General features: G+C 66.2%; 19 protein-coding genes. 7 read left to right on the forward strand and 12 right to left on the reverse strand.

Going from position 1 to position 24,478, the window contains the following annotated elements:
* Positions 1-20 precede the first annotated feature (20 nt).
* Complete coding sequence (gene uvrA / locus RA164_RS09895; protein WP_329740683.1) at positions 21-2,951, forward strand: excinuclease ABC subunit UvrA; 2,931 nt, start codon at positions 21-23, stop codon at positions 2,949-2,951.
* Positions 2,948-3,481 (forward strand): acyl-CoA thioesterase, encoded by a 534-nt coding sequence (locus tag RA164_RS09900; RefSeq protein WP_329740684.1) that lies wholly within the window; start codon positions 2,948-2,950, stop codon positions 3,479-3,481. The genes uvrA and RA164_RS09900 overlap by 4 nt, the downstream gene beginning before the upstream one ends.
* 30 nt (positions 3,482-3,511) lie before the next feature.
* Here the strand turns inward: RA164_RS09900 and RA164_RS09905 are convergent, their stop codons facing one another.
* Both RA164_RS09905 and RA164_RS09910 read right to left on the reverse strand, forming a co-directional pair.
* The gene (locus tag RA164_RS09905; RefSeq protein WP_329740685.1) at positions 3,512-5,776 is read right to left on the reverse strand and encodes a glycoside hydrolase family 20 protein; all 2,265 of its coding nucleotides are present in this window, start codon (positions 5,774-5,776) and stop codon (positions 3,512-3,514) included.
* A 95-nt stretch (positions 5,777-5,871) separates the two neighbouring features.
* Positions 5,872-8,802 (reverse strand): TonB-dependent receptor plug domain-containing protein, encoded by a 2,931-nt coding sequence (locus tag RA164_RS09910; RefSeq protein WP_329740686.1) that lies wholly within the window; start codon positions 8,800-8,802, stop codon positions 5,872-5,874.
* 900 nt (positions 8,803-9,702) lie between these two features.
* Here RA164_RS09910 and RA164_RS09915 point away from each other — a divergent pair.
* The gene (locus RA164_RS09915) at positions 9,703-11,160 is read left to right on the forward strand and encodes a DUF4139 domain-containing protein (RefSeq protein ID WP_329740687.1); all 1,458 of its coding nucleotides are present in this window, start codon (positions 9,703-9,705) and stop codon (positions 11,158-11,160) included.
* 15 nt (positions 11,161-11,175) lie between these two features.
* Positions 11,176-11,934, forward strand: a complete 759-nt coding sequence (locus RA164_RS09920; protein WP_329740688.1) for an enoyl-CoA hydratase/isomerase family protein — start codon at positions 11,176-11,178, stop codon at positions 11,932-11,934.
* Between the two features lie 44 nt (positions 11,935-11,978).
* Here the strand turns inward: RA164_RS09920 and RA164_RS09925 are convergent, their stop codons facing one another.
* From RA164_RS09925 to RA164_RS09940, 4 genes are read right to left on the reverse strand one after another with little or no spacing between them, the layout of a single operon-like run.
* Positions 11,979-12,818: a sulfurtransferase gene (locus RA164_RS09925; RefSeq protein WP_329740689.1), complete on the reverse strand. Its 840-nt coding sequence runs from the start codon at positions 12,816-12,818 to the stop codon at positions 11,979-11,981.
* Complete coding sequence (locus tag RA164_RS09930; protein ID WP_329740690.1) at positions 12,815-13,408, reverse strand: NUDIX hydrolase; 594 nt, start codon at positions 13,406-13,408, stop codon at positions 12,815-12,817. The genes RA164_RS09925 and RA164_RS09930 overlap by 4 nt, the downstream gene beginning before the upstream one ends.
* Positions 13,405-13,593 carry a DUF1289 domain-containing protein gene (locus RA164_RS09935; protein ID WP_329740691.1) on the reverse strand — a complete coding sequence of 63 codons (189 nt, stop codon included), beginning with the start codon at positions 13,591-13,593 and terminating at the stop codon, positions 13,405-13,407. The genes RA164_RS09930 and RA164_RS09935 overlap by 4 nt, the downstream gene beginning before the upstream one ends.
* Before the next feature lie 31 nt (positions 13,594-13,624).
* Positions 13,625-14,359: an FKBP-type peptidyl-prolyl cis-trans isomerase gene (locus tag RA164_RS09940; protein WP_329740692.1), complete on the reverse strand. Its 735-nt coding sequence runs from the start codon at positions 14,357-14,359 to the stop codon at positions 13,625-13,627.
* Between the two features lie 158 nt (positions 14,360-14,517).
* Here RA164_RS09940 and RA164_RS09945 point away from each other — a divergent pair, with 158 nt between their 5' ends.
* Positions 14,518-15,300: an enoyl-CoA hydratase/isomerase family protein gene (locus RA164_RS09945; protein WP_329740693.1), complete on the forward strand. Its 783-nt coding sequence runs from the start codon at positions 14,518-14,520 to the stop codon at positions 15,298-15,300.
* Positions 15,301-15,354: 54 nt separating this feature from the next.
* Positions 15,355-16,137, forward strand: coding sequence for an SGNH/GDSL hydrolase family protein (locus tag RA164_RS09950; protein ID WP_329740694.1), 783 nt, complete (start codon positions 15,355-15,357; stop codon positions 16,135-16,137).
* A gap of 65 nt (positions 16,138-16,202) precedes the next feature.
* Here the strand turns inward: RA164_RS09950 and RA164_RS09955 are convergent, their stop codons facing one another.
* The 5 genes from RA164_RS09955 to RA164_RS09975 all read right to left on the reverse strand — a co-directional run bounded on the left by RA164_RS09955 (position 16,203) and on the right by RA164_RS09975 (position 22,751).
* Positions 16,203-17,123 carry a DUF1684 domain-containing protein gene (locus tag RA164_RS09955; protein ID WP_329740695.1) on the reverse strand — a complete coding sequence of 307 codons (921 nt, stop codon included), beginning with the start codon at positions 17,121-17,123 and terminating at the stop codon, positions 16,203-16,205.
* Between the two features lie 121 nt (positions 17,124-17,244).
* Positions 17,245-19,059 carry a DNA mismatch repair endonuclease MutL gene (mutL, locus tag RA164_RS09960; RefSeq protein WP_329740696.1) on the reverse strand — a complete coding sequence of 605 codons (1,815 nt, stop codon included), beginning with the start codon at positions 19,057-19,059 and terminating at the stop codon, positions 17,245-17,247.
* 81 nt (positions 19,060-19,140) lie between these two features.
* Complete coding sequence (locus tag RA164_RS09965; protein ID WP_329740697.1) at positions 19,141-20,592, reverse strand: N-acetylmuramoyl-L-alanine amidase; 1,452 nt, start codon at positions 20,590-20,592, stop codon at positions 19,141-19,143.
* Positions 20,593-20,776: 184 nt separating this feature from the next.
* Positions 20,777-21,274: a tRNA (adenosine(37)-N6)-threonylcarbamoyltransferase complex ATPase subunit type 1 TsaE gene (gene tsaE / locus RA164_RS09970; protein WP_329740698.1), complete on the reverse strand. Its 498-nt coding sequence runs from the start codon at positions 21,272-21,274 to the stop codon at positions 20,777-20,779.
* The gene (locus RA164_RS09975) at positions 21,267-22,751 is read right to left on the reverse strand and encodes an NAD(P)H-hydrate dehydratase (protein ID WP_329740699.1); all 1,485 of its coding nucleotides are present in this window, start codon (positions 22,749-22,751) and stop codon (positions 21,267-21,269) included. The genes tsaE and RA164_RS09975 overlap by 8 nt, the downstream gene beginning before the upstream one ends.
* 57 nt (positions 22,752-22,808) lie before the next feature.
* Between RA164_RS09975 and queG the strand changes: the two genes are divergently transcribed.
* On the forward strand, positions 22,809-23,900 hold the full coding sequence (gene queG / locus RA164_RS09980; protein ID WP_329740700.1) for a tRNA epoxyqueuosine(34) reductase QueG: 1,092 nt from the start codon (positions 22,809-22,811) through the stop codon (positions 23,898-23,900).
* 127 nt (positions 23,901-24,027) lie between these two features.
* Here queG and panD read toward each other — a convergent pair whose 3' ends face one another.
* Complete coding sequence (gene panD, locus RA164_RS09985) at positions 24,028-24,420, reverse strand: aspartate 1-decarboxylase (RefSeq protein ID WP_329740701.1); 393 nt, start codon at positions 24,418-24,420, stop codon at positions 24,028-24,030.
* Positions 24,421-24,478: the final 58 nt, after the last annotated feature.

Consider the following 24,478-nt stretch of genomic DNA (forward strand, 5'->3'; position numbering starts at 1 on the left):
TCCCCTGCGACCCCCTCCGCATGGACACCATCCGCATCCGCGGCGCACGTACGCACAACCTCAAGAACATCGACCTCGACCTGCCCCGCGACAAGCTGATCGTGATCACCGGCCTGTCCGGCTCAGGCAAGTCCTCGCTGGCCTTCGACACCATCTACGCCGAAGGACAACGACGCTACGTGGAGTCGCTGTCCGCCTACGCACGGCAGTTCCTGTCGATGATGGAGAAGCCCGACGTCGACCATATCGAAGGCCTGTCGCCGGCGATTTCGATCGAACAGAAGTCCACCTCGCACAATCCGCGTTCCACCGTCGGCACGATCACCGAGGTCTACGACTACCTGCGCCTGCTCTACGCCCGCGTCGGCACGCCACGCTGCCCCGACCACGGCATCCCGCTGGAAGCACAGACGGTGAGCCAGATGGTCGATGCCACGCTGGCGCTGGACGCGGACAAGCGCTGGATGCTGCTTGCCCCGGTGGTGCGCGAGCGCAAGGGCGAACACGTGCAGGTGTTCGAGCAGCTGCGCGCGCAGGGCTTCGTGCGGGCCCGCGTGGACGGCCAGGTGTTCGATCTCGACGCCGTGCCGCCGCTGGGCCTGCGCATCAAGCACACCATCGAGGTGGTGATCGACCGCTTTCGTCCGCGCGACGACATCAAGCAGCGCCTGGCCGAATCGTTCGAGACCGCACTGCGGCTGGGTGACGGTCTGGTAATCCTGGCCGACATGGATGACCCTTCCGCGAAGGAGCAACTGCTCTCCTCGCGCTACTCCTGCCCGGTGTGCGACTACTCGCTGCCGGAACTTGAGCCACGCCTGTTCTCGTTCAATTCGCCAGTCGGCGCCTGCCCATCCTGCGACGGCCTGGGCGTGACCCAGGTGTTCGACCCCGCGCGTGTGGTCAACCACCCCGAACTGTCGCTGGCCGGCGGCGCGATCCGTGGCTGGGACCGGCGCAACCCGCACTATTTCCAGATGCTGCAGTCGCTGGCCGCGCATTACGGCTTCGATGTCGACGCGCACTGGCGGGACCTGCCGAAGACCGTGCAGCAGGCGATCCTGTTCGGCAGCGGCAAGGAAAAAATCGCCTTCCGCTACCTCACCGAACGTGGCGGCAAGGTCACCCGCGAGCATCCCTTCGAGGGCATCCTGCCCAACATGGAGCGACGCTATAAGGAAACCGAATCCTCCGCGGTGCGCGAGGAACTGGCGAAGTACATCAGCGACCAGCCCTGCCCCGCATGCGAAGGCCAGCGTCTGAACCGTTCGGCGCGCCATGTGTTCGTGGCCGACCAGGCGCTGCCGGTGCTTACCCGCCAGTCGATCGACGACGCGCTGGCATTCTTCGCGGGACTTTCGCTCACCGGCTGGCGTGGCGAGATTGCGGCGAAGATCGTCAAGGAAATCCGCGAGCGGCTCACCTTCCTCAACGACGTGGGCCTGAACTATCTCACCCTGGACCGCCAGGCCGACACCCTGTCCGGCGGCGAAGCACAACGCATCCGCCTCGCCTCGCAGATCGGCGCCGGCCTGGTCGGCGTGATGTACGTGCTGGACGAGCCGTCGATCGGCCTGCACCAGCGCGACAACGAGCGTCTGCTCGGCACGCTGACGCGCCTGCGCGACCTGGGCAATACAGTGATCGTGGTCGAGCACGACGAGGACGCCATCCGCATGGCCGACCACGTGCTCGACATCGGCCCTGGCGCAGGTGTGCACGGCGGCGAAGTGGTGGCACAGGGCATGGTGAAAGACATCCTCGCCGCGCCGCGTTCGATCACCGGGCAATTCCTCTCTGGCCAGCGCGCGGTCGAGGTACCCACCGAGCGTCGCCAGCCGATCGACGACGACGCCTGGCTGCACTTGAAGGGCGCCAGCGGCAACAACCTCAAGAACGTGGACCTGGCGATACCGGCCGGCCTGTTCACCTGCGTCACCGGCGTGTCCGGCTCGGGCAAGTCCACCCTGGTCAACGACACCCTGTTCCGCCTCGCCGCCGCCGAGCTCAATGGCGCCGGCACGCAGCCGGCGCCGTTCGAATCGGTGCAGGGACTGGATCTGTTCGACAAGGTGGTCGACATCGACCAGTCGCCGATCGGCCGCACGCCTCGCTCGAACCCCGCCACCTACACCGGCCTGTTCACGCCGCTGCGCGAGATGTTCGCGCAGGTGCCGGAAGCACGTGCACGCGGCTACACGCCAGGCCGCTTCAGTTTCAACGTGCGCGGCGGTCGCTGCGAAGCCTGCGAGGGCGACGGCATGATCAAGGTGGAAATGCACTTTCTGCCCGACGTGTACGTGCCCTGCGACGTCTGCCACGGCAAGCGCTACAACCGCGAAACGCTGGACATCCTGTACAAGGGCCACACCATCGCCGACGTGCTCGACATGACGGTGGAAGACGCGCTGAAGCTGTTCGAGAACGTGCCCACCATCGCGCGCAAGCTCGATACCCTGCGCGCGGTGGGGCTGGACTACATCAAGCTCGGCCAGAGCGCGACCACGCTTTCCGGCGGCGAAGCCCAGCGCGTGAAGCTGTCGAAGGAGCTCAGCAAACGCGACACCGGCCGCACGCTGTACATCCTCGACGAACCGACCACCGGCCTGCACTTCCACGATATCGAACAGTTGCTCGACGTGCTGCATCAGCTGGTCGACCAGGGCAACAGCGTAGTGGTGATCGAGCACAACCTGGACGTGATCAAGACCGCCGACTGGATCGTCGACCTGGGACCCGAGGGCGGTGCCGGTGGCGGTCGCATCCTGGTTTCGGGCACACCCGAGCAGGTCGCCGCCACTGCCGGCTCGCATACCGGCCGCTTCCTCGCGCCTCACCTCAAGCCTGCACGTCCGGCCAAGGCCACGACCAAGCGCAGCAAGACCACCCTCAAGCACATCGCCTCGGCCGACAAGCACAAACCGATGCGTGGGAAAAAGAAAACCTCATGAGCACCGCCGACAGCACACCACCCAAGCCCACCCGCCGCCGCAAGGCCGCGACGCCCGCGGCGAAAGCCAGCGCCTCGCCGGCCACGACGCAACCAGCCGCTGTCGCAGCGGAAGCAGCCACGCAAGACAACACCGCGAAACCCTTGTACGTGGCCGAGCTGACCGCACGCTGGCGTGACCTGGATGCCTTCAACCACGTCAACAACTCGAACTACCTGACCTACCTGGAAGAGGCACGTCTGCAGTGGCTGAGCCACGTGCCCGGCCCATGGTTCGACGATCACGCGATGCCGGTGATGGCCGCTGCCCAGCTCAATTACCGCCGTCCGATCGAGTGGCCCGCGCAACTGCAGGTGGAGCTGTTCTGCGAACGCATGGGCAACAGCTCGATGACGATTGCCCATCGACTGGTCGATGCCGAAGATAGCGAGCGCCTGTACTGCGACGGCCACGTGGTGATGGTGTGGATGGACCCGGCGACCGGCCGCCCCGTGCCGCTGCCCGAATCCATCCGCGAAATTGCCGGCTAGCCAGCAGGGCCTTACGTCCTGCCCTGTCGCCTACTTCACGACGATCTCGTCCGCGAACAGCCAGATGTCCGCCGCGCCGCCCGGAAAGCCGGACGGCAGCGTCGCATCCGTGTAACGGTCGGCGGCCAGGCGCAGATAGCGCGCCGCGAACGGACGTCGCGGCCGGTATGCGAATCGGTAGATCACGGTGCGCCGACTGGACAGGTCGGCCCCGGGCTGTTCGGTCAGCAAGGTGTGCCAGTGACGACCGTCGTCCGACGCCATGAAGCGCAGCCGTTGCGGCGGCAGGATGCGCGAACCGACGGCCTGCATGAAACGCGTGCGGATTTCGTGAACCGGCATGACGCGCCCCAGGTCGATGGTGGCGTCGAGATCATCGTTGTGCCATGCCGCCCAGCGACCATCGTGGAAATCATTGCTGCCGAGAACCCCGTCCACCAATACACGACCCGGCGCATAAGGCGCCGACGCCGGTTGCGCAAAGGTGATCGGCTTGCCGACCGCCAGGCTATCCAACAGCTGGAAGCGCACCGGGTTGTCGTAGGGCATACCATGCCGGAACGGCACCACCTTCAGCATGCCGGCCCGATGCAGCACCACCGTATCGGTGAACGCAGGCGATGCCGCGATCGGCGTGCGCCCATCCAGGGTGTAGTGGTTGACCAGGTCGGCGAATCCGCGCCGCGCATCGAGTCGCCAACCGCCGCCGTCAGGCAATTCGGCGATGGCATAGCTGACCACCGGCTGGTCTTGCGGGCCATAGGCCACACGCCAGGCATCCAGTCGCGGATACTGCGCCTGCAGACGTTGCTGGAAGTCCGTCCACGCGCGATCGCCGCGGCCGCCACCACTCCAGAGGTTTTCCGCGAACGCCAGCAGCCGCGGATAGAGCTTCGACTCGGCGTTGCGCGGATTGGCGTGCTCGCTCCACAGCGGTGCCTCGCCACCCAGGATCTGTGCGCGATGTGCGCGGAACACGGCGTCGTTTACCTGTCGCTGCGTGGCCGTCGCCGAACGCGTGTCGCTGGCGATGTCGATGCGATAGACATCCTGCGTCGTCAACGTGTCGAGGGGTCGGTCCAGATAGAACGGCCCGGCCACCACGACGCGATTGCCGTTGCGCAAGGCCTTGGCCTCCTCGTCCGGGCCGCGCCAGGACTCGATGATCGCGTGCGTGTCGGCACCGCCTTCGAGAATTTCGTCCCAGCCCATCAGGGTTTTCCCGCGACGTTCGAGGTCGCGCTGGATGCGCCGGATGAAATAACTCTGCAGACCGTCTTCGTTCTTGAGTCCTTGCGCATGCATCAGGCGCTGGCACGATGCGCAGTCATGCCACTGGTCCTTCGGGACTTCGTCGCCGCCGATATGCACATAGGGCGACGGAAACAGCGACGTGACTTCATCGAGCACGCGGCGCAGGAAGACGAAGGTCCCCGGTTTGCCCACGCAGTCGATGCTGTCGAACACGCCCCAGCTCGTCGGCACCATGCGAGGCGGTTTGCCGCAGGCCAGTTCGGGATAGGCGACCAGTGCCGCCGAGCTGTGCCCAGGCATCTCGATCTCGGGAATCACCGTGATATTGCGTTGACGCGCATAGGCCACCACCGCGCGGATCTGCGCCGTCGTGTAATAGCCTCCGTAGCGCGTGCCATCGCTTTCGGTACGCCAGGCGCCGATGCGGGTGAGCTTCGGATAGCGCGGCATCTGGATGCGCCAGCCCTGGTCGTCGGTGAGATGCCAGTGGAAGGTGTTGATCTTATAGTAGCTGAGCAGGTCGAGCTGCTTTTCGATGAAGCTCACCGGATAGAAATGCCGGCTGACGTCGAGCATGACACCGCGATAGGGATAGGCCGGCGCATCGTCGATGCGCAACGACGGCAGCTCGACGGGCGCATGCGCATGCGGCGGCAACAACTGGCGGAACGTCTGCACACCCCAGAACAGTCCCTTGTCGGTGGACGCCGCGATCACGACGCCGGCCGGGTCGATCGTCAGCCGATAGGCTTCATCGCCGCGGATGGACGCATCGAGCCGCAGCACGATACGCCCGGGGTGTCGACCACGCACCAGGTCGATACCGACCTGCGCCCGCACGGCCTTGCGCAGGAAGCTGGCCACCTCGTGCGTACGCGCGTCGCCGTGCACCTGCAGACTGGTGCCGGCCGCAAGCCGGAAATGCCCCGCTTCCATCGTCAGATGCTGGGGCCTGGGCAGAATGTCCACGCCGGTAGCCATGCACGTGGCGGACACGATCAACAGGGCCTGCACGCACATGGCCCAGAACAGTTTTGACATCGGGTCGTTCCGAAGCGATCGGGGATTCGAAGCAAGCCACTCGCGAAAGCGGGCGGAACCGTTGAGGGCCGGCTCCGCCCGCTTTCACGCGTGGATCAGTCGATCTTCCAGTCGAGCGTCATGAACACTTCGCGCCCGGTGTAATCCTCACCCATTCCGCGCGGAATGAATTCGAAGCCGCCCGCGTAATACGGAATCTGGCCCACCCGATTGAAGATGTTCGACACATTGAGGCCCAGCTTGAGCTTGGGCGTGAGGCGATAGGAGACCGCGCCGCTCCACACGATCCACGGCGCCAGATGCCCGTAGAACATCACGCATTGCGGGTCGCCCACCCCCGGCTGGATGCCGTTGGGAAGCACCTCGCAACCGCCATAGTTGTTGGCACGCACGCCACCCGTGCGACGTTCGGCCAGCGTGGCGTCCCACGGCCCCTTGCGCCAATGCAGGCTGGCGACGATCTTGCTCGCCGGGAAGTTGTAGCGCGTGTTCTGCAGCGGATCGGATAGTCGCGTGCGCTCCTTGTAGGAAAGGTTGTCGGTGTAGTTCAGGTCGAACGCGAACGCACCCCAGTGATCGGTCATCTTCTTGTAGGTCAGATCGCCATCGACGCCGCTGACGTAGAGCGAAGCCTGGTTGATCGGGCCGGTGGTGACGCTGAGGATGTTGCCGCTGGCATCACGCCGCACATTGGCGATGGCCTCGCGGCAGTATTCCGACCCCAGCGGATGTGCCGTGTAGGCGCCGCCGCTGGTGGTGAGACCCGTGAGGCAGCCCGCCTCGTCGGTCAGCGCAGTGCCCAGGTCGATCCAGTTGATCGCGTTGTCGATGCCCATGTGCCAGTAGTCGGCCGACACGGTCAGGCCGCTCACCCACGGAATGTCCCAGACGAAACCATAGGTCCACGAATGACCGGTTTCCGGCAGTAGGTTGCGGCTGCCGCCCGAGTACTGGGTGAAGTAGGTCGAATGCTGGTAGTTCTGGCAGGAACGGTCGCCGGTCTTGATGCACTGCAGGGGATCGGCATAGTCACCGACGGTCTGCTGCGACGCCTGCAGGTAGATCGCCTGCATGTCCGGCGCATGGAAGTTGGTGCCGTAGGTGCCGCGGATCAGCAGGCCGTTGACTGGGCGCCATTCGATACCGGTGCCCCAGGTACGCGCGATGTCGGCGATGCTGGCGTCACGGTAGCGGTCGAGGCGACCCGAAATGCTCCAGGTCAGCGTGTCAGCCAGTGGCACGCGGAACTCGGTGGCGACCGAGAGACGGTTACGGGTACCGCCGCCGGTGATGTAGTTCTGCCACGGGTTGCCGAACGTCGTGGTGTTGCCGCGCGGATCGGGCGAGAGCAGGAAACCCTGGTGGTTGGCCTCCAGCACTCCAGCGAAGCCGATCGGCTGGCCGGTCCAGGTATTGAACAGGTCGCCATTGACGTTGAACTCGGCCGAATTCATCCAGGTCGACGCACTGTTCACGCCCCACACGGCGAACGAGCGGTAATCGGAAACCGACATCGGTTGCCAGTACCGGTTGCTGTTCAGCGCGTACACCGGATAGGTCGTGCCATTGATGGTGGTCGTGCCCTGCTGCTGCCCGAAGAAGTAATTGAACATGCCCTGTTCGTTCAGGCCGGTGTAGTGCTCGTGGACGATGTACTTGTTGCTGCCGAGGTTCAGGTCCCAGGCGAAGCGGTCGTCCATGAACGTGCCCTTCAGGCCGGCATGGATATCCCAGTTCTGTTCGTAGTCGCGCGTATTGGCGTAATCGCCGATCTCCTGTGGCGTGATCTGGCGCCCATAGCTGGTGATGACCTGCCCCGTGGTCTTGTCGTAGAAATTGTTGGGCAGGCCCGCCATCGGATACAGGTAGGGCAACTGGCTGTTGGAAATGCCGACGGTGTCCCACAGGCCGACCGATGCATACGCCTCGAGGTTGTCCTTGAAGTCGTAACCGCCCGCCACGTAGAGGTCGTCGTTGCGCAGGCCCGGCGTCAGCACCCAGTTGCCATAGACCTGCTGCTCGGTACACGAGACGCCTTGATCGGTGATGTTCGAGGTGTCCACCGTGTCGCCGCTGGTGGCCACCGTCTTGTGATCCTGGCGCATGAAGTTATTGCCGAAACCGCTGCAGGCACCGACCGGCGGCGTGATGTAGTTGCCGCTGCCATTCTGCAGCTGCAGGCCGTCCGCGCGCACGTAGCCGAACATGCGCTGGCTCGGGTTCCAGGCACCGTAGCCAGCATCCGCATCGGACGCGGTATACGGCCGGTCGCGCCCCCACAGCGGCGAGCGGTTGGTGTGCTGCAGGTTGTAGATGACATGCCAGTTGTCGCCCGAACGGCCACCCACGAAATTGAAGTTGTCGTAGTTGCGGCCGCCGCGCGTGGCGCCGCCACCGGTCACTTCCAGATGGTCGCCCTGGTAGCGCTTTTTCAGGATCACGTTGACCACGCCGGCCACCGCGTCCGAACCGTAGATCGACGATGCGCCGCTGGCCAGCACCTCGATGTGGTCGATCATGCCGGTCGGGATGTTGTTGAAGTTCTGGAAGGTGCTCTGGCCGCCATTGCCTGGCATCGGGTAATCCGCCACGCGCCGGCCGTTGATCAGCAGCAGGCTATGGTCCGCACCCAGGTTGCGCAGGTTGATCGGCCGCGCGTTGACGGCCGTGTTGCCCCAGGTCGATTCACGCGTGCGCCAGTCGGGCGGCGCCACCTGCGGCAGGGCGTCCAGGAACTCGTACAGCGTGGTGAAACCCTGTGCCTTGATCTGCTGGGCGGTGATCACGACCACGGGCGCGGCGCCCTCGATCTGCGAACGCGGAATCAGCGAGCCGGTGACGATGACCTTCTTGAGCTGTATCGCCTTCTTCGTGCTCGGCGCACTGCTGGACGCCGGTTGCGTGGCCGAAGGCGTCGTGTCCTGGGTCGCCGTGCCAGCCGATCCCTGTGCGAATGCCTGCGGTGCCATCAATGCCAGGGCCAGCGAACTGGCCAGCAGACTGCGATGAAAATCTTCACTGCGCATGGTTGAACCTCCCCGTGAAAACCCTGTGTTTTGATGTCCGGCATCCCGACCCGGGTGCCGCTCCCTGCCAACTCGTCCAATGGGCTGGACGGAACTTCACGACGTCATCTAAATCGATTCAAATCCTGCTTTTCACATGTTTCGCACGGGACTGGCCTGGAGATCCCCGCGCGTCTTCTGCCGACTTCCGAAATGCCGGTCTGCCCCTAACCGCGGTACCGCCGCACGCACGCACTCCCCTGCGCACGCCCTGGTGACACCGCGCTCCACTGCAACTGCATCTGATGGCCTCCTGTCCCGATGCGATAGGCGCAGGCATGCAGATCTTCCGGCTATGCCGGAAGCGTCAGCTGCAAACCCTCCGCCTGTTGCGAAAACGCCACGGCCTGACCGATGGCTAGCAGCGTCACTGTTTTTGCATTCATATCCGCACTGATCGAGTGGACGACTGTCCGGCTCGATGCCGGCAAGCCAGGTTCGATGCCATCCGGGCCGGAACGCCGGCCACTCATGGCATGCCCCCTGCGTGCACGAAGTCCTGCAGCGATGGCCCGAGGCGCCACATCCGGCTCCGCCGTCCGGGACGCGCATCGATGCAGCATCATGCGCCACGCTCGGCGTTTGCCGCGGCACCGGGCATACCCGTGATCAGCTCGATCAGTCGCCCCCACTTCCGCATGAGTTCTCCCCGGGCTCCCGTATGCCCATATGCCACGCGAACCCGCATCCCCTTCGCGAGCCTATGCTTCCCGCAAATTTAGATCGTGACAAGTTGCATCGCAACATACTGCACTTAGCTGTCACGACATGCGCTTTGTGTGTGCCGTGGGACCTGTGGTGTTCACAGGAGTGACCGTGCCCGCCGGCTATGATGGGCTGTCCCCAGGATGGAGCACACCCATGTCGAGTTCACCACGCATGACCATCGCCCTGACCTGCATCGCCCTGTTCAGCGGTGCGGCGCTGGCGCAAAACACCACCGGGCCGAGCATCACGCTCTACCGCAGCGACAATGCGGCGCTCTACACCAGCAGCGGCCAGGGCGATGTCGACGGCGGTTATGCGGTGATCCGCGAGCAACGCATGCTGACACTGCGTTCCGGCACCCACGACCTGGTGCTGGACAACCTGCCCGACCAGGTCGATGCCGAGGCGATGGCACTCGGCTTCCCCGGCGGCGACGCCCAGGTACTGTCGCAACGACTGCTGCTGGCCCAGGGCAACGATGCGGCCCTCGCCGGCCTGGTCGGACACCAGGTGCACGTGCTTGGCAGCAACGGTACGACGCTGGCCGACGGTACCCTGCTCAGAGCGGGCGATGGCCTGCTGGTCCATGGCACCCTGGGCACGACCCTGGTGCGTCACTACGCAGCGGTGCGTACCGACGGCGGCAGTTTCCCCACTGGCTCGCGGCTCGAGCTGCGCGTGGATGCAAGGCATGGCGGCCAGGCACGAGCCATCCTCAGCTACCCGACCTCCGGGCTCGGCTGGCGCGCCGCCTACGTGGCTACGTTGATGCCGGGCAACACCTGCCGCATGCGCTTCGAGTCACGCGCCAGCATCGCCAACCGCAGCGGCCGCAACTGGAACGACACGCACCTCACCCTGATCGCTGGCGAGCCGAACTTCGCCAGAAACTCGGGCCCGCGCCCGATGATGATGCAGGCCAAGGCAAACTTTGCTGCGGCGCAGGCCATGCCGCAGCAGTCGCAGCTCGCCGACTATCGCAGTTTCACCCTGCCCGGCCGTGTGAATCTGCCGGACGGCAGCGTCAGCCAGGTACCGCTGTATACCGACCATACGATCGGCTGCGAGCGCACCGCGCTGTACGAGAACGGCGGCAGCTGGACGCCACCGCAGCCGATGCTCAACCGCGACTACGGCAGCGGTGGCGGCAACACCATCATCGACACGCTGAAATGGAAGGCATTCGATAGCCTGCCGGCGGGCTACCTGCGTGTGCTCACCGCCGACCGGAACGGTGTACCCCAATTCATCGGCGAAGGTCGCCTCGGTGATACGCCCAAGGGCAGCGAGGCCGCGATCACCCTGGGTACCACATTCGACCTGCGCGCCGAACGTGAACGCACCGCGTTCCATGTCGACGCTGCGGGCCGCACCCTGGACGAAGCCTTCCGCATTACCCTGACCAATGCGGGCGACGCCTCGCGCATGGTGACCGTGCGCGAACACCCGAATCGCTGGCGCGAGTGGACCCTGGCTTCATCCAGCCAGGCCCCGAGCCGACAGACCACCAACCTGCTGGAGTTCCGCGTGGCCGTACCGGCGCATGGCAAGGCCGTGCTGAACTATGCGGTGCGCTACCACTGGTCCGCCGACGTCCAGCCACGCCCCTGAATCCCGGAGTACCACATGCTCGACATCATCCGCCACGAGGCTGTTACCGAGATCCGCCTTGCCCGGCCGCCGGTCAACGCACTCGACCTCGAACTGCTGCGCAAGCTGCGCGAGAGCATTGACCAGGCCGTCCAGAGCGGCGCGCGCGGCATCATCCTGTCCGGTGCGCCCGGCATGTTCAGTGCGGGAGTCGACGTACCGGCCCTGCTGTCACAGGACCGCGCCGGCGTGCATGCCTTCTGGCGCAGCTTCTTCGAGACCTGCAGCACGCTGGCGCGTTCGCCGATACCCGTGGTTGCGGCGATCAGCGGACACAGCCCGGCAGGCGGTGCGGTACTCGCGCTGTTCTGCGATTACCGGGTGATGGCCGAAGGCGCGTACAAGATCGGCCTCAACGAAGTCCAGGTAGGGCTGACCGTCCCCGACTGCATCCAGTTCGCGCTGCGCCGTGTGGTCGGCACCTACCGCGCCGAACGCCTGCTGGTGGCCGGCGCCATGATCGATGCCGCCGAGGCGCTGCGCTGTGGCTTCGTGGACGAGATCACCGCGGTCGACCTGGTCGTCACCCGTGCCCGCGTGTGGCTGGACGACCTGCTGAAGCGTCCTTCGCACGCGATGCTTGCCACCCGCCGGATCGCCCGCGCCGACCTGGTCGACGTCTGGGCGAACGTGGATGCGCTGCCGATCGACGACTTCGTCGAAGGCTTCTTCCATCCGCAGACCCAGACCACACTGCAGGGCCTGGTGGCCAAGCTCAAGAGCAAAAGCAGCTGAGCGAACCGGGCATCACGGGGACCGGGCGTGCCTTCGCGGCTCGCCTAGGCCTCGCCGGTGGCTATCGGTCGTGCCGGATCGCTGACCCAGCCGCTCCATGACGGCGCGTAGAGGCCTGACCCGGTCAGTCCCGCGTGTTCCATCGCCAGCAGGTTGTGACCGGCAGTGACGCCAGAGCCGCAGGAATGCAGGACAACACCCGGTTCGCGCTCGCCCAGCAGGCCCAGAAAGTCGCGGCGCAGTTCGTCCGCCGGCCTGAAACGGCCATCCGCGGCAAGGTTGTCGGCGAACGGCCGGTTGAGCGCGCCGGGAATGTGCCCACCTACCCGGTCCAGCGGCTCCGTATCGCCACGGTAACGCGGCGCGGCGCGGGCATCGATCACCAGCCGCTGCGCCAGCGCCGCATGATCGAGCACAAACATGGCCGGGTCGTAGTGCACATCCACCTGCGTGCTCGCGCGATCGGGCACGCCAGTTTCGAGCGGCAGCCCCGCCGCCAGCCACGCGGCCAGGCCACCATCGAGCACCGCGACCGCAGGCGCGCCGATCGAGCGCATCATCCACCACAGCCGCGCAGCGGCCAGTGCGCCGCCGGCGGCATCGTAGGCCACGACCTGCAGCCCGGGTCGCCAGCCCCAGCGCCCCAGCACGGCGGCAAAATCCGACTCGAGCGGCAACGGGTGACGCCCCAGACCCAACGACTGGCGGGACAGATCCGACAGGTCACGATCGAGACTGGCATACAGCGCACCGGGCAGATGTCCCGCGCGGTAGTCGCGCTCGCCCTTGCCCGGGTCGGACAGATCCTGACGACAGTCGATGACCAGCACATCGCCAGGCGGCCATGCCGCCAGTTCGGTCGCCGAAATCAGCGTGGTCTTCATGCGCGTCCCATCCTCTGCAGCAGATTCAGCAACATGGCCGCGGTGGCCCCCCAGATGCGATGCCCGCCGTGCAGGAATTCGACCATCTCGCGCCGGTGACCACGATAGTCCATCACGTAGTGGCGCAGGTTGGCCGGCTCCAGGAAAAATGCCAGCGGCACTTCGAACACTTCGTCCACCTCATCCGGCGACGGCCGCAGGCGCGCATCCGCATCGACCCGTGCGACCACCGGCGTGATCTGGAAGCCGCTGACCGTTTCGAACACGTCGAGAAACCCGAGCGGCGAGGCCAGCCTGCGGTCCAGCCCGATCTCTTCCTCGCTTTCACGCAGCGCGGTGGTCACCGCATCGTGATCGGCGTCATCGCGGGCGCCCCCGGGAAAGGCCACCTGCCCGGCATGCGCGTTGAGCTGGCCATTGCGCACGGTCAGGATCACCCGGGGTTGCACACCCTCGCGCAGACCAACCAGCACCGATGCAGGCTTCCTCGGAACATCGCCGAGCAAGTCGGCCATGGACGCGTGGTTCCAGCCCGGTCCGGGCGGCGGTTCGCTCAACGGAATCAGGGCGCGCTGAAGCTCATCGATCATGCCGGCGGTCGCATGGGCAGCACCTCGTCCATCCAGCGACGTCGTTCGTCGTCGCTCAGGTCACGCCAGCCGGCGATCTCGTCGCCGGTTCGCCGGCAGCCCAGGCACAGGCCGGCCGAGTCCAGCCGGCAAATACCGATGCAGGGCGTGAGCAGGGACGGAGAAGCGAGGGGAACGTTCGACATGCCGCCGCATGCTACCACCGCACGGTCCGGCTCAGTGGCTTCCCGGGCTGGATTTGATGGCGAGCAGCTCGATGTCGAACACCAGCGCCTCGTTGGGGCCGATCCGCGGCAGCGCACCGCGTTCGCCATAGGCAAGCTGCGGCGGGATCACCACCTTCCAGCGGTCACCCACATGCATGCGCGGGATCACGTCCTGCCAACCCGGAATGACCTTGTCGACCGTGAAGCTGACCGGCTGACCACGCGCCCAGGTGCTGTCGAATTCGGTGCCGTCGGTGAGCATGCCGCGGTAATTCACGGTGACCGTGCTGGTTACCGTGGGGCTGGCCTTGCCGTCGCCCTTCTTGATCACCTGGTACTGGATGCCGGAAGACAGCTGCACCACACCCGGACGCTTGGCGTTCCTGGCCATGTAGGCGCGGCTCTTGTCCAGGTTGACCGTTGCCATGTGTTTGAATTCGGCCACGGCACGCGCATGCATCTGCTGGTCGAGTTCGCGCAGCTGGGTGTGCATGTCTTGCATGGAGACCGAAGGCGGGCGTTTGGCATAGGCGTCGCGGATCGCCTGCTGCAGGGTGGCCAGGTCCACCTTGGGATCGCCATCGGCGAACTGGCTACCGATCTGGTAACCGATCGCGTACGACAACTTGTGCCGGTCCAGCTTGACCGATGACGGCCGCGATGACGGCGCGGATACCCGTTGTTGCGCCAGCGTCGCTGCCGCAACGAAAAGCAGGCCGAAGGCGAGCCAACGCAATCGTGTCATTCCGGTCTCCATCGCACCAACACTCGGCGCAACATCCTAGGTGGTTCCGCAGCCGCGTGCAGCAAGCGCCGGCACATCCGGCGCACGGCACTGAGAAACCCCGCGGCGACAAAGGTTCCCGCTGCTACCATGCCTGTTTTGCCCGTCGGAGTCTTCCCATGGCCTATCGCAACCTCGAAATCGGCAACCGCGGCGCGGTACGCACCATCACGGTGAACCGCCCGGACAAGCTCAACGCGCTCAATCGCGACACCCTCAACGAGCTGATCATCGCCTTCACCCAGGCCGCGCAGGACGACGATGTTCGCGTCGTGGTTCTCGCCGGCGCAGGCGAGAAGGCCTTCGTGGCCGGCGCCGATATTGCCGAGATGAATGGCTACACTCCGGTCCAGGCGCAGGGTTTCTCGCGCACCGGACAGCGCCTCATGAGCACCATCGAGCGACTCGGCAAGCCGGTGATCGCGCGGGTCCAGGGTTTTGCCCTGGGCGGCGGCATGGAACTGGCAATGGCCTGTCACCTGCGCGTGGCCAGCGAGAAGGCCCGGTTCGGCCAGCCCGAGATCAACCTCGGCCTGATCCCCGGCTTCGGCGGCACCCAGCGTCTGCTGCGACTGGCTGGCCGCGCCGCGGCGCTGGAACTGTGCCTGACCGGTGCACCGATCGGCGCGCAGCGTGCCTGGGAGCTGGGCATCGTCAATCGCATGGTGACACCCGAGACGCTGGACGAAACCGTCGATGCCCTGGCAGACCAGCTGGCGGCCGCGGCTCCGCTGGCCGCCGCCAGCATTCTCGACGCCGTGCTGCAAGGTGGCGAGACCGCGCTGGACCAGGGGCTGGAGTTCGAGACGCAGGGCTTTGCCCTGATGTTTTCCACCGACGACATGCGCGAGGGAACCGGTGCGTTCCTGGAGAAGCGCAAGGCCAGCTTCAAGGGCAGCTGACATATCGGCCCTGCCTGATTCATTCCATCCTGTCGTACCTGCTGAGGAGCCTGCATGCCAACCAAACGCCTCGTCTTTCTTGCCGGCCTGTTCCTAGCCGTGACCGCCGCCCATGCGGACACGCCGGCCGTCGGCATTGTCGACCACCCCTGCGCCACCGAGCCGAGCATGCAGGAAGCAGGCGGCTGGAATCCGTGGCATGTCTGGCTCTATGCACACGACTACGGCCAGCTCTGCTATTACCGCCGACAGAATGCGGCCCTGCCCGCGCCCTCACCAGCCACGCCGCGTGTGGTGTTCATGGGCGACTCGATCACCGAGATCTGGCACCAGCAGGACCCGCACTTTTTCACCGATGGCCGCATCGACCGCGGCATCAGCGGGCAGACGACCTCGCAGATGCTGGTGCGTTTCCGCCAGGACGTGATCGACTTGCACCCGGCCGTGGTGCACATCATGGCCGGCACCAACGACATTGCCGGCAATACCGGCAACCAGACGCTGGGAATGGTGGAAAACCACCTCGCCACCATGGCCGAACTGGCTCATGCCCACGGCATCCGCATCGTCCTGGCCTCGGTCCCGCCCAGTGATCACATGAACTGGCAGCCGACGGTGAAACCAGCGCCGGTGATCCGCCGCCTGAACCGCTGGATCAAGGCCTATGCCGCACGCCACGGCTACGTCTATGTCGACTATTACCACGCGCTGACTTCAGCCGACGGCGGCATGAGGCCGGGCCTTTCATCCGATGGCGTGCATCCCACCAAAAAGGGCTACGCCATCATGGAACCGCTGACGCTGGCCGCGATCCGCAAGGCTCTGGCCAAGCACTGATCAGCGCTGAGGCAGCCCCCCGGGTTCATGCACGATGAACCCGGGGGCGACCCGCACGGGGTGTCTTACTCGGACGTGTGGCGATAGACCTTTTCGCCGGCCGTGACCGCCAGATCGAGCCGGTTTTCCGGCGGCGCCAGCGGACAGGTGGCGAACGGCGTGAACGCACACGGCGGGTTGTAGGCCTTGTTGAAATCCAGCACCAGCTTGCCCGGCTTGTCGAGCCCGCCCGCAGGCAGGGCGGCATAAAGGAAACGGGATGCCCCGTAGGTTTCCTTGCCGGACGTGCGATCGGCCATCACGAAAAACAGCTCGCCACCCGGTTCCTCCTGGAAGGGCAGCAGCGCGAAGGTATGGCCGTCGCGGTGGAACACCGCCTTGCCGGGCACCTTCACCGTGTCGATGGTGCCGATCACCGAGCCCATCTGCAGGTCGTGCGGCGGATTGAACGGCACCCAGTCGGCCTCGATCCGCCATGAATGGTCGATCGGAAAATAATCGATGCCGTGGAAGTCGCGACGCGCCCTGGCATCGCTGTCCTTCACCCGCAACCCCATGCGACCGTCACGGTCAATGACATAGAAGCTGGCGTGGCCGAAGACCACGGTCGTCGGGTTGCCCGTACCCGCATGCACATCGTCGACCAAAGCCGCTTCGCGCACGGCCTTGCCATCGATGGTGGCGCCGCTGTCTCGGTCGAACACCGCACTCACCTTGCCGTCGGCAGCCAGCGTCACCGTACCCAGATGCGCCGGCCCGGCCTTCAGCACGATGTCGTTGTCGTCGGCACTGCCGACGCGATTGGCACCCGGGTGCAACCAGTCCAGACCGATCAGGCTGAGCCAGCCGTCGGGTGCGGTAAGCCGGGCCACACGGGCGGCCCGCCACTGCTCGATCTGATGGACATAGGGCGACGGGGCTTCGGCGGCAGACACGGTGGCAACTCCAGAAATCAGGACAAACAGTAAAGCGGCGATTCGCGACATGGGGACGATCCGCGGCGATGGAAGGCCGAGTATGGCCGTCCAAACGGGCGACCGACAACCGTGACGCCATGGTGGCAGCAGGCTGACAGCGCGATTGCCGCCTGCACAGGCGTCGAGCCCTCTAACGACCCCGCATGAACAACCGGTCCAGCTCAGCCACGCTGAGCTGGGTCCAGGTGGGGCGACCGTGATTGCATTGACCGGAACGTTCGGTCGCCTCCATCTCGCGCAGCAAGGCGTTCATTTCGGGAATACCCAGACGCCGGCCGGCACGCACCGAACCGTGGCAGGCCATGGTCGAAAGCAGTTCGTTTTCCAGCTCCTGCAGGCGACGCGAGCTGCCGTGCTGGGCCAGCTCGCCAAGCACGTCGCGGGTGAGCTGGCCGACATCCGCCCCTTCCAGCAAGGCCGGAATGCGCCGCACGACGACACTCGAAGGGCCGCTGCGCGAAAGCTCCAGCCCCCAGTCGGCCAGCGCCTCGGCATGTTCCTCGGCCGCGGCCGCTTCTTTCGTGCTGACCGCCAGACTCAGCGGCACCAGCAGGAGCTGCGAGCGCAGATTGCTGCAGGCCCGGCCCGCCTTGAGCTTTTCGTAGGTGATGCGCTCATGCGCGGCGTGCATGTCGACCAGCACCAGGCCCTGCGCATTCTCGGCCAGGATGTAGATGCTCTTGAGCTGGGCGACGGCGAAGCCGAGCGGCGGCGCCTCGCCGGGATCGGCATCGGGCAGCGGCAGCACTGCGGACACCCGCGGCGGCTCGCCGGCAAGGGCCGCATAGTCGGCCAGCGGTTGCTCACGCACACCCAGCGGCAGCCGGCTCTGTGGCGCATGCGCAGGCCACGACTGCATGGCCGGCAAGCCGGGTACCGGCGCACTCGACGTGGCCATGTGCAGACGGCCGTCGTCAGCCTGTGCCTGCGAGGCCACCTGCCCTGCGCGGGTCTGCGCCAGCGCCTCGTGCAGGGTGCGGAATAGGAAGTCGTGTACCAGCCGCTGCTCGCGGAAACGCACCTCGTGCTTGGCCGGGTGCACGTTCACGTCGACGCCGGCGGGATCCAGTTCCAGGTACAGCACGAAAGCGGGGTGACGACCGTGGAACAGCACGTCGGCATACGCCTGACGCACCGCATGCGCCACCACCCGGTCGCGCACCAGCCGGCCATTGACGTAGAAGTACTGCGAGTCGGCCTGCGCGCGCGAGGCGGTGGGCAAACCGACCCAGCCGGACAGGCGCAGACCGGCTGCCGCATGATCGACGCGCAAGCTTCGTTGCGGGAAATCGGCACCCAGTACCTCGGCCACCCGCTGCAACTCCGACTGCTCGTCGCGCGCAGCCTTCCAGATCCGCACCGGCTTGCCGTTGTGGCTGAGCCGGAACTCCACCCTGCCGCGTGCCAGTGCCAGCGACTTCAGCAGGTCGTCGATATGTGCGAACTCGGTGCGTTCGGCACGCATGAACTTCTTGCGCGCCGGCACGTTGTAGAACAGATCGCGCACTTCGACGCTGGTGCCCGGCGGATGCTGGGCGGGGCGTGCCGTCTGCACATTACCGCCGTCGACCTCGATGCGGAACGCGCTGTCCGCATCGCGCTGGCGCGAGGTCAGCGCGAAACGTGCCACCGACGACACCGACGCCAGCGCCTCGCCGCGAAAGCCCATGCTCGCCACGTGTTCGAGATCGTCGAAACTGCCGATCTTGCTGGTGGCATGCGAGGCCACCGCCCACTGCAGTTCGTCCGGGGCGATGCCACCACCGTCGTCGCGCACACGGATCAGGCGCGCACCGCCCTGCTCGATGTCCACGTCGATCCGGGTGGCGCCTGCATCGAGGCTGTTCTCGACCAGTTCCTTGACCACCGACGAGGGGCGTTCGATGACTTCGCCAGCGGCGATCTGATTGATGAGTGCGGGGGGAAGCGGGCGGATCTGCTGCATCGGCCAAGCTTAGCCGAGCACGCTCTGGCTGCGGAAGCCGGACGCCATGCATCAACGCGGCAAAATCCCGGCAGGCGAGGCTCAGCTGGTCGGTATCATCAACACCATGCCGGCACGCAGGGTGTTGCCGCTGATGCCGTTGGCGCTCTTCAGCGAGCTGACGCTGACGCCGTAGTGGTGCGCGATGCTGGACAGGCTCTCGCCACGCATGACGCGATGCCGGTCGCCCGCAAGCGACGGGGCATGCCGCTTCGAGGTCGATGCCACCTGCTCGTCCATGTGACGGTCGGCCTGGGCCGCGAACCAGGTGCCCGGCGGCGGCGACGTCTGGAAGTAGTCCTTGATGCCGTGCATGATCGCCAAGGCAAGCTTTTCCTGATGCGCGGGGTTGCGCAGCTTGCGTTCTTCCACGGGGTTCGAGATGAACGCCGTCTCGACCAGGATCGACGGCACGTCAGGCGAACGCAGCACCACGAAGTTGGCATGCTCGATGTGATCGCGATGGGTCGGACCGATCTTGGCCAGCGCATGGAGCACATTGTTGGCAACCACCGTGCTGGCCTGCACTGCCCAGCCCTGCTGCATGTCCAGCAACACGGAGGCCAGGCTGTCGTTTTCGGCCGCCAGCGAAACGCCGCCGATCAGGTCCGAGCTGTTTTCACGGTCGGCCAGCCAGCGTGCCGCCACGCTGCTCTTACCGCGCGAGGACAGCACCCACACCGACGAGCCGCGCGCGTCGCGGCCGTCGTAGCTCGAGTCGGCATGGATCGACACGAACAGGTCGGCCTTGGCGGCACGCGCGATCTCGTAACGCTGCTTTAGCGGAATGTAATAGTCGCCGTTGCGGGTGAGGATCGCCTTCATGCCCGGCTGCTTGTCGATCGCCGCCGCCAGGTCCCGCGCCACCGCCAGGGTCACGTTCTTTTCCAGCGTGCCGCCGGGGCCATGGGCGCCAGGGTCCTTGCCGCCGTGACCGGCGTCCACCGCCACGATCACCTTGCGCTCGCCGCCCAGCAGCGCCGCGACCTGGCGCGAGTCCATGTGACGCGACACCACCGCCCGGTACCGGCCCCGCGCATGGGTGTCCGCGGTATCGGCGGCGGCCGACCGGGGCGCCGGCTGCGCCGATGCGGCACCACTGTCCGGGTAGAGATCGAGCACTAGCCGATAGCCGGCCTGTCCGGAGGGACCCAGCAGGAAATCGTGCGGCCTGCTGCCGGGTGCCATGTCGGCGGTGAGCTTCAGCGCACTGCCGTCGCGCGCATCGGTCATGCCCTTGTAGCGCCCCTGTGCTGACGGCGCATCGAATCCGGGGGCCAGCCGACTGGACGGCAGCTGCAGCACCACCTGCCCGTTCTGCTGCACCACACGGTAGTGCACCGGCCCGGACAGGTCGAACACCACCCGGGTGTAGGCCGGTCCGGCCCAGACCCGTGCATCCCGCACTTCCGCGGCGCGACTGGCGCCATACGGCAGGACCGTCGCCAGGACGGTACCGGACAGCCACAGCAGACGAGTCAGGGATCGGTTCATGGAGCCGCATTGAAACGCACCCCATAGACGAATGCAAGGGTTTTTCCCTTGAATATCCATAACCTGCATGGCATTCGTCAGATCAAATCAAGGTTTGGGAGCCGGCGATCCGGCGCTCAATATCGGCACCGGCCCGCCCGGCGATCGTATTTTTCCTATACGAAACGGTGACTTGCGATCGAATTCAGGCGAGTCGATCGAGCACCGACCGGCCGCGACCGCTCAGCGCGCGTAGGACGGCCTGCCGTCCGCTGCCGGCATAGGCCAGATCGATCACCAGGTCGGGCGCAGGCAACGCCCCACGGCCACGTTCAGGCCACTCCACCAGCACCAGCGCGAGCGGATCGGACAAGGCATCGAGTCCCAGCCACTCAAGCTCGCCGGGATCGGCGATTCGGTAAAGATCCAGATGCCAGGCGGGACGGCCCTGGGCCCGGTAGCCTTCGACCAGGCTGTAGGTCGGGCTCTTGATCCGCTCACCCACGTCCAGCGCGCCCAGCAGCGCGCGCGCGAAGCTGGTCTTGCCGGCACCAAGTTCGCCATGCAGGTAGACCACCAGCCCTCCGCCCTGCAAGGCCTGGGCGAAACACTGCCCCAACGCCGCCGTCGCCGCCTCGTCGGGCAGGTTCCGGATGCGTGCGGGGTCATGTCCGGAGGCATGCTCCACCGAGCGCTCAGTCATGATCGAGTCCGTTTCCAAGCCGGCGCAGCACCGGCAACAAATCGCTGGCGAGCAGCCCGCGCTCCCCGCCCAATGCCGCCCGGTCACCCGCCCGTGCATGCAGGCCAACACCGAGGCAGGCCGCTTCCCAGGCGTCACAGCCCTGGGCCAGCAGGGCCGCGACGATGCCGGTCAACAGATCGCCCATCCCCCCCGAGGCCATCCCCGGATTGCCCCATGGGCATACCGCCACACGTCCGTCGGGGGCCGCAATCAGGCTGCCCGCCCCCTTCAGCACGACAACGGCGCCATAACGCGCCGACAGCTGGCGGACCGCGGCGAAACGGTCGGCCTCGACCGAAGCCACCGTGCCTTGCAACAGGCGAGCTGCCTCGCCCGGGTGAGGCGTGAGCACGGTCGCCGCCTTGAACGTCCGCGGTTCCTTTGCCAACAGGTTCAGGCCATCCGCGTCGAGCACCAGCGGCTTGCCGGCGTCGAGCGCGGTCAGCCACAGCGCATGACCCCAGGCCCGCTGACCCAGGCCGGGACCAACCGCCAGCACACCGGCCCGGTCGATCAGCGGCTGCAGTGCCTGCGGCCCGTCCACCGCATGCGCCATCAACTCGGGACGCGCACAGTTCAGGGCGAGCAGATGATCGGCATGCGTAGCCACGCTGACCAGGCCGCCGCCCGCACGCAATGCCGCCTCGCCACACAAACGGATCGCCCCTGCCGTCCCCTGGTCGCCACCCACCGCCAGGACATGACCGTTGTTGCCCTTGTGTGCCGCGCGGGCGCGTGGCGGCAGATGTCCCGGTCGCAGCATCCGGGCATCCGCTGGCGTGCCGTCGAACACGCTGTCCGGCAGTCCCAGCACGTCGAGTTCGAGCCGACCGACATGGTCGGCGGCGTGCCCTGTGTGCAGGCCGCGCTTGGCGGCGATGAAACTCACCGTGACATCGGCCCGGATCGCCGCGCCGGGACAGGTCCCGGTATCGGCATCGAGTCCGGATGGCACGTCCAGCGCAAGCACCGGCGCATGGGTACCAGTGATGGCCTCGATCAAGGCCGCGACATCAGGTTCCGGGGCGCGACGCAGACCGGTGCCGTACAGCGCGTCGACATGGACATCGGCCGGCGGCAGTGCCTGCCCCACGTCCCATCGGCGCACCGTGCCACCGGATTGCGTCCAGGCATCGCGGGCCAGCGCGGCATCGCCACGGGCGACATCGGCCAACGCCAGCAGTTCGACCTGCACGCCAGCTTCACGGGCCAGCAGCGCCAGCAGGAAGCCGTCGCCGCCATTGTTGCCCGGTCCGCAATAGACCGCGATACGCCGCGCCTCCGGCCAGTGCCGGCGCAGACTGGACCAGCCGGCCCAGGCGGCCCGCCGCATCAGCTCGATGCCGGGCACGCCGCATCCGCCGATCGCTCGGCGGTCCAGCGCGCGCACCTGTTCGACGGTGTAGAGATCGTGGCTGTGCGGATGAGCGGGCATGCGCGAATTATAGGCATGGCGCACCGGTGGCTCGACGGCCCGCCGTACAATCACGGCATGCCTGCCGCCGTTGACCTCGACTACGCCGCCCTCGCCCGCGACATCAAGCGCTGGTCGCGCGAGCTCGGTTTCGCCGATGCCGGCATCAGCGGTGTCTCGCTGGACCAGGACGAACAGCACCTGCTGCGCTGGCTGGACGACGGCCATCATGGCGACATGGACTACATGGCCCGGCACGGCACCCGGCGCAGTCGGCCGGCCGAGCTGGAGCCCGGGACCCAGCGGGTGATCTCGGTGCGCATGGATTACGTTCCGCCCGGTACGCGCAACGCCTGGGATGTGCTCGACGACGATACAACCGGTTATGTGGCGCGCTACGCGCTGGGCCGCGACTATCACAAACTGATGCGCAACCGCCTGCAGAAGCTGGCCGAACGCATCCACGCCGTCGTCGGCGACTTCGGCTATCGCGCCTACGTGGACTCGGCGCCGGTGCTGGAGAAGGCGCTGGCCCGCAATGCCGGGCTTGGCTGGATCGGCAAGCACACCGTGCTGATCAATCGCCGTGCCGGCTCGTATTTCTTCCTGGGCGAGCTGTACACGGACCTGCCGCTGCCCGTGGACGAGCCGGCCAGCGCCCATTGCGGCAGTTGCCGCCGCTGCATTGACATCTGTCCCACCGGGGCCATCGTCGCGCCCTACCGGTTGGATGCACGCCGCTGCATCGCCTACCTCACGATCGAGCTGAAGGGCTCGATCCCGGAGGACCTGCGGGCACCGATCGGCAACCGCATCTTCGGTTGCGACGACTGCCAGCTGATCTGCCCCTGGAACAAGTTCGCGCAGGAAACGCAGGAGCCCGACTTCGCGCCGCGCCACCAGTTGGACGGAGCGCGCCTGCTGGAACTGTTCGCGTGGAACGAGGAGACCTTCCTCAACCGCACCGAGGGCATGGCGATCCGCCGCACCGGCCACGAAGGCTGGCTGCGCAATATCGCCGTCGCACTGGGCAACGCGGCGTATTCGGACGCCATCGTCGAGGCACTCAATGCGCGAGCCGACGATCCATCGCCGATCGTGCGCGAACACGTCGCCTGGGCGCAGCACCAGCAGGACAAAAAGAGGCGCGCCCGGTCAGCCGGCACATGACCTGGGCTATCTGCCAGAACGAACAGATACGCCGCATGCCAGGCATGCGGCGTCCGTATGCGTCAACGTCGAAACAAGCTGGCCGGGACGCCTGATGCAGGCCCCGGCCTGAGTTGCGGCAAACCGGTCAGGCGGCCGCCATCTGCTTCGGGATCGAGCGGTTGGTGTGGCTGATACGGTTGCCTTCGCCGGCCGCGATGTAGACGCAGGTCGGCTGGAACTTTTCCAGCTCCGCTTCGTTCAGCTGCGCAAAGGCGGCGATGATGATCAGGTCGCCCTTCTGCACGCTGCGCGCGGCGCTGCCGTTCACCGAGATGATGCCCGAACCTTCTTCGGCACGCAGTGCGTACGTAACGAAACGCAGGCCGTTGTCGATGTCCCATGCGTGGATCTGCTCGTACTCGCGGATGCCCGCAGCGTCCAGCAGCAGGCCGTCGATGGCGATCGAGCCTTCGTAGTGCAGTTCGGCATGGGTGATCGTGGCGCGGTGGATCTTCGCCTTCAGCATGTTCAGTTGCATGACTTCATTACCTGCAGGAACCGCCTGCACAGTCGCACATTATCGAACCCCCGACATT

This window comes from Dyella sp. A6 (assembly GCF_036320485.1).
GTDB classification, from domain to species: domain Bacteria; phylum Pseudomonadota; class Gammaproteobacteria; order Xanthomonadales; family Rhodanobacteraceae; genus Rhodanobacter_A; species Rhodanobacter_A aluminiiresistens.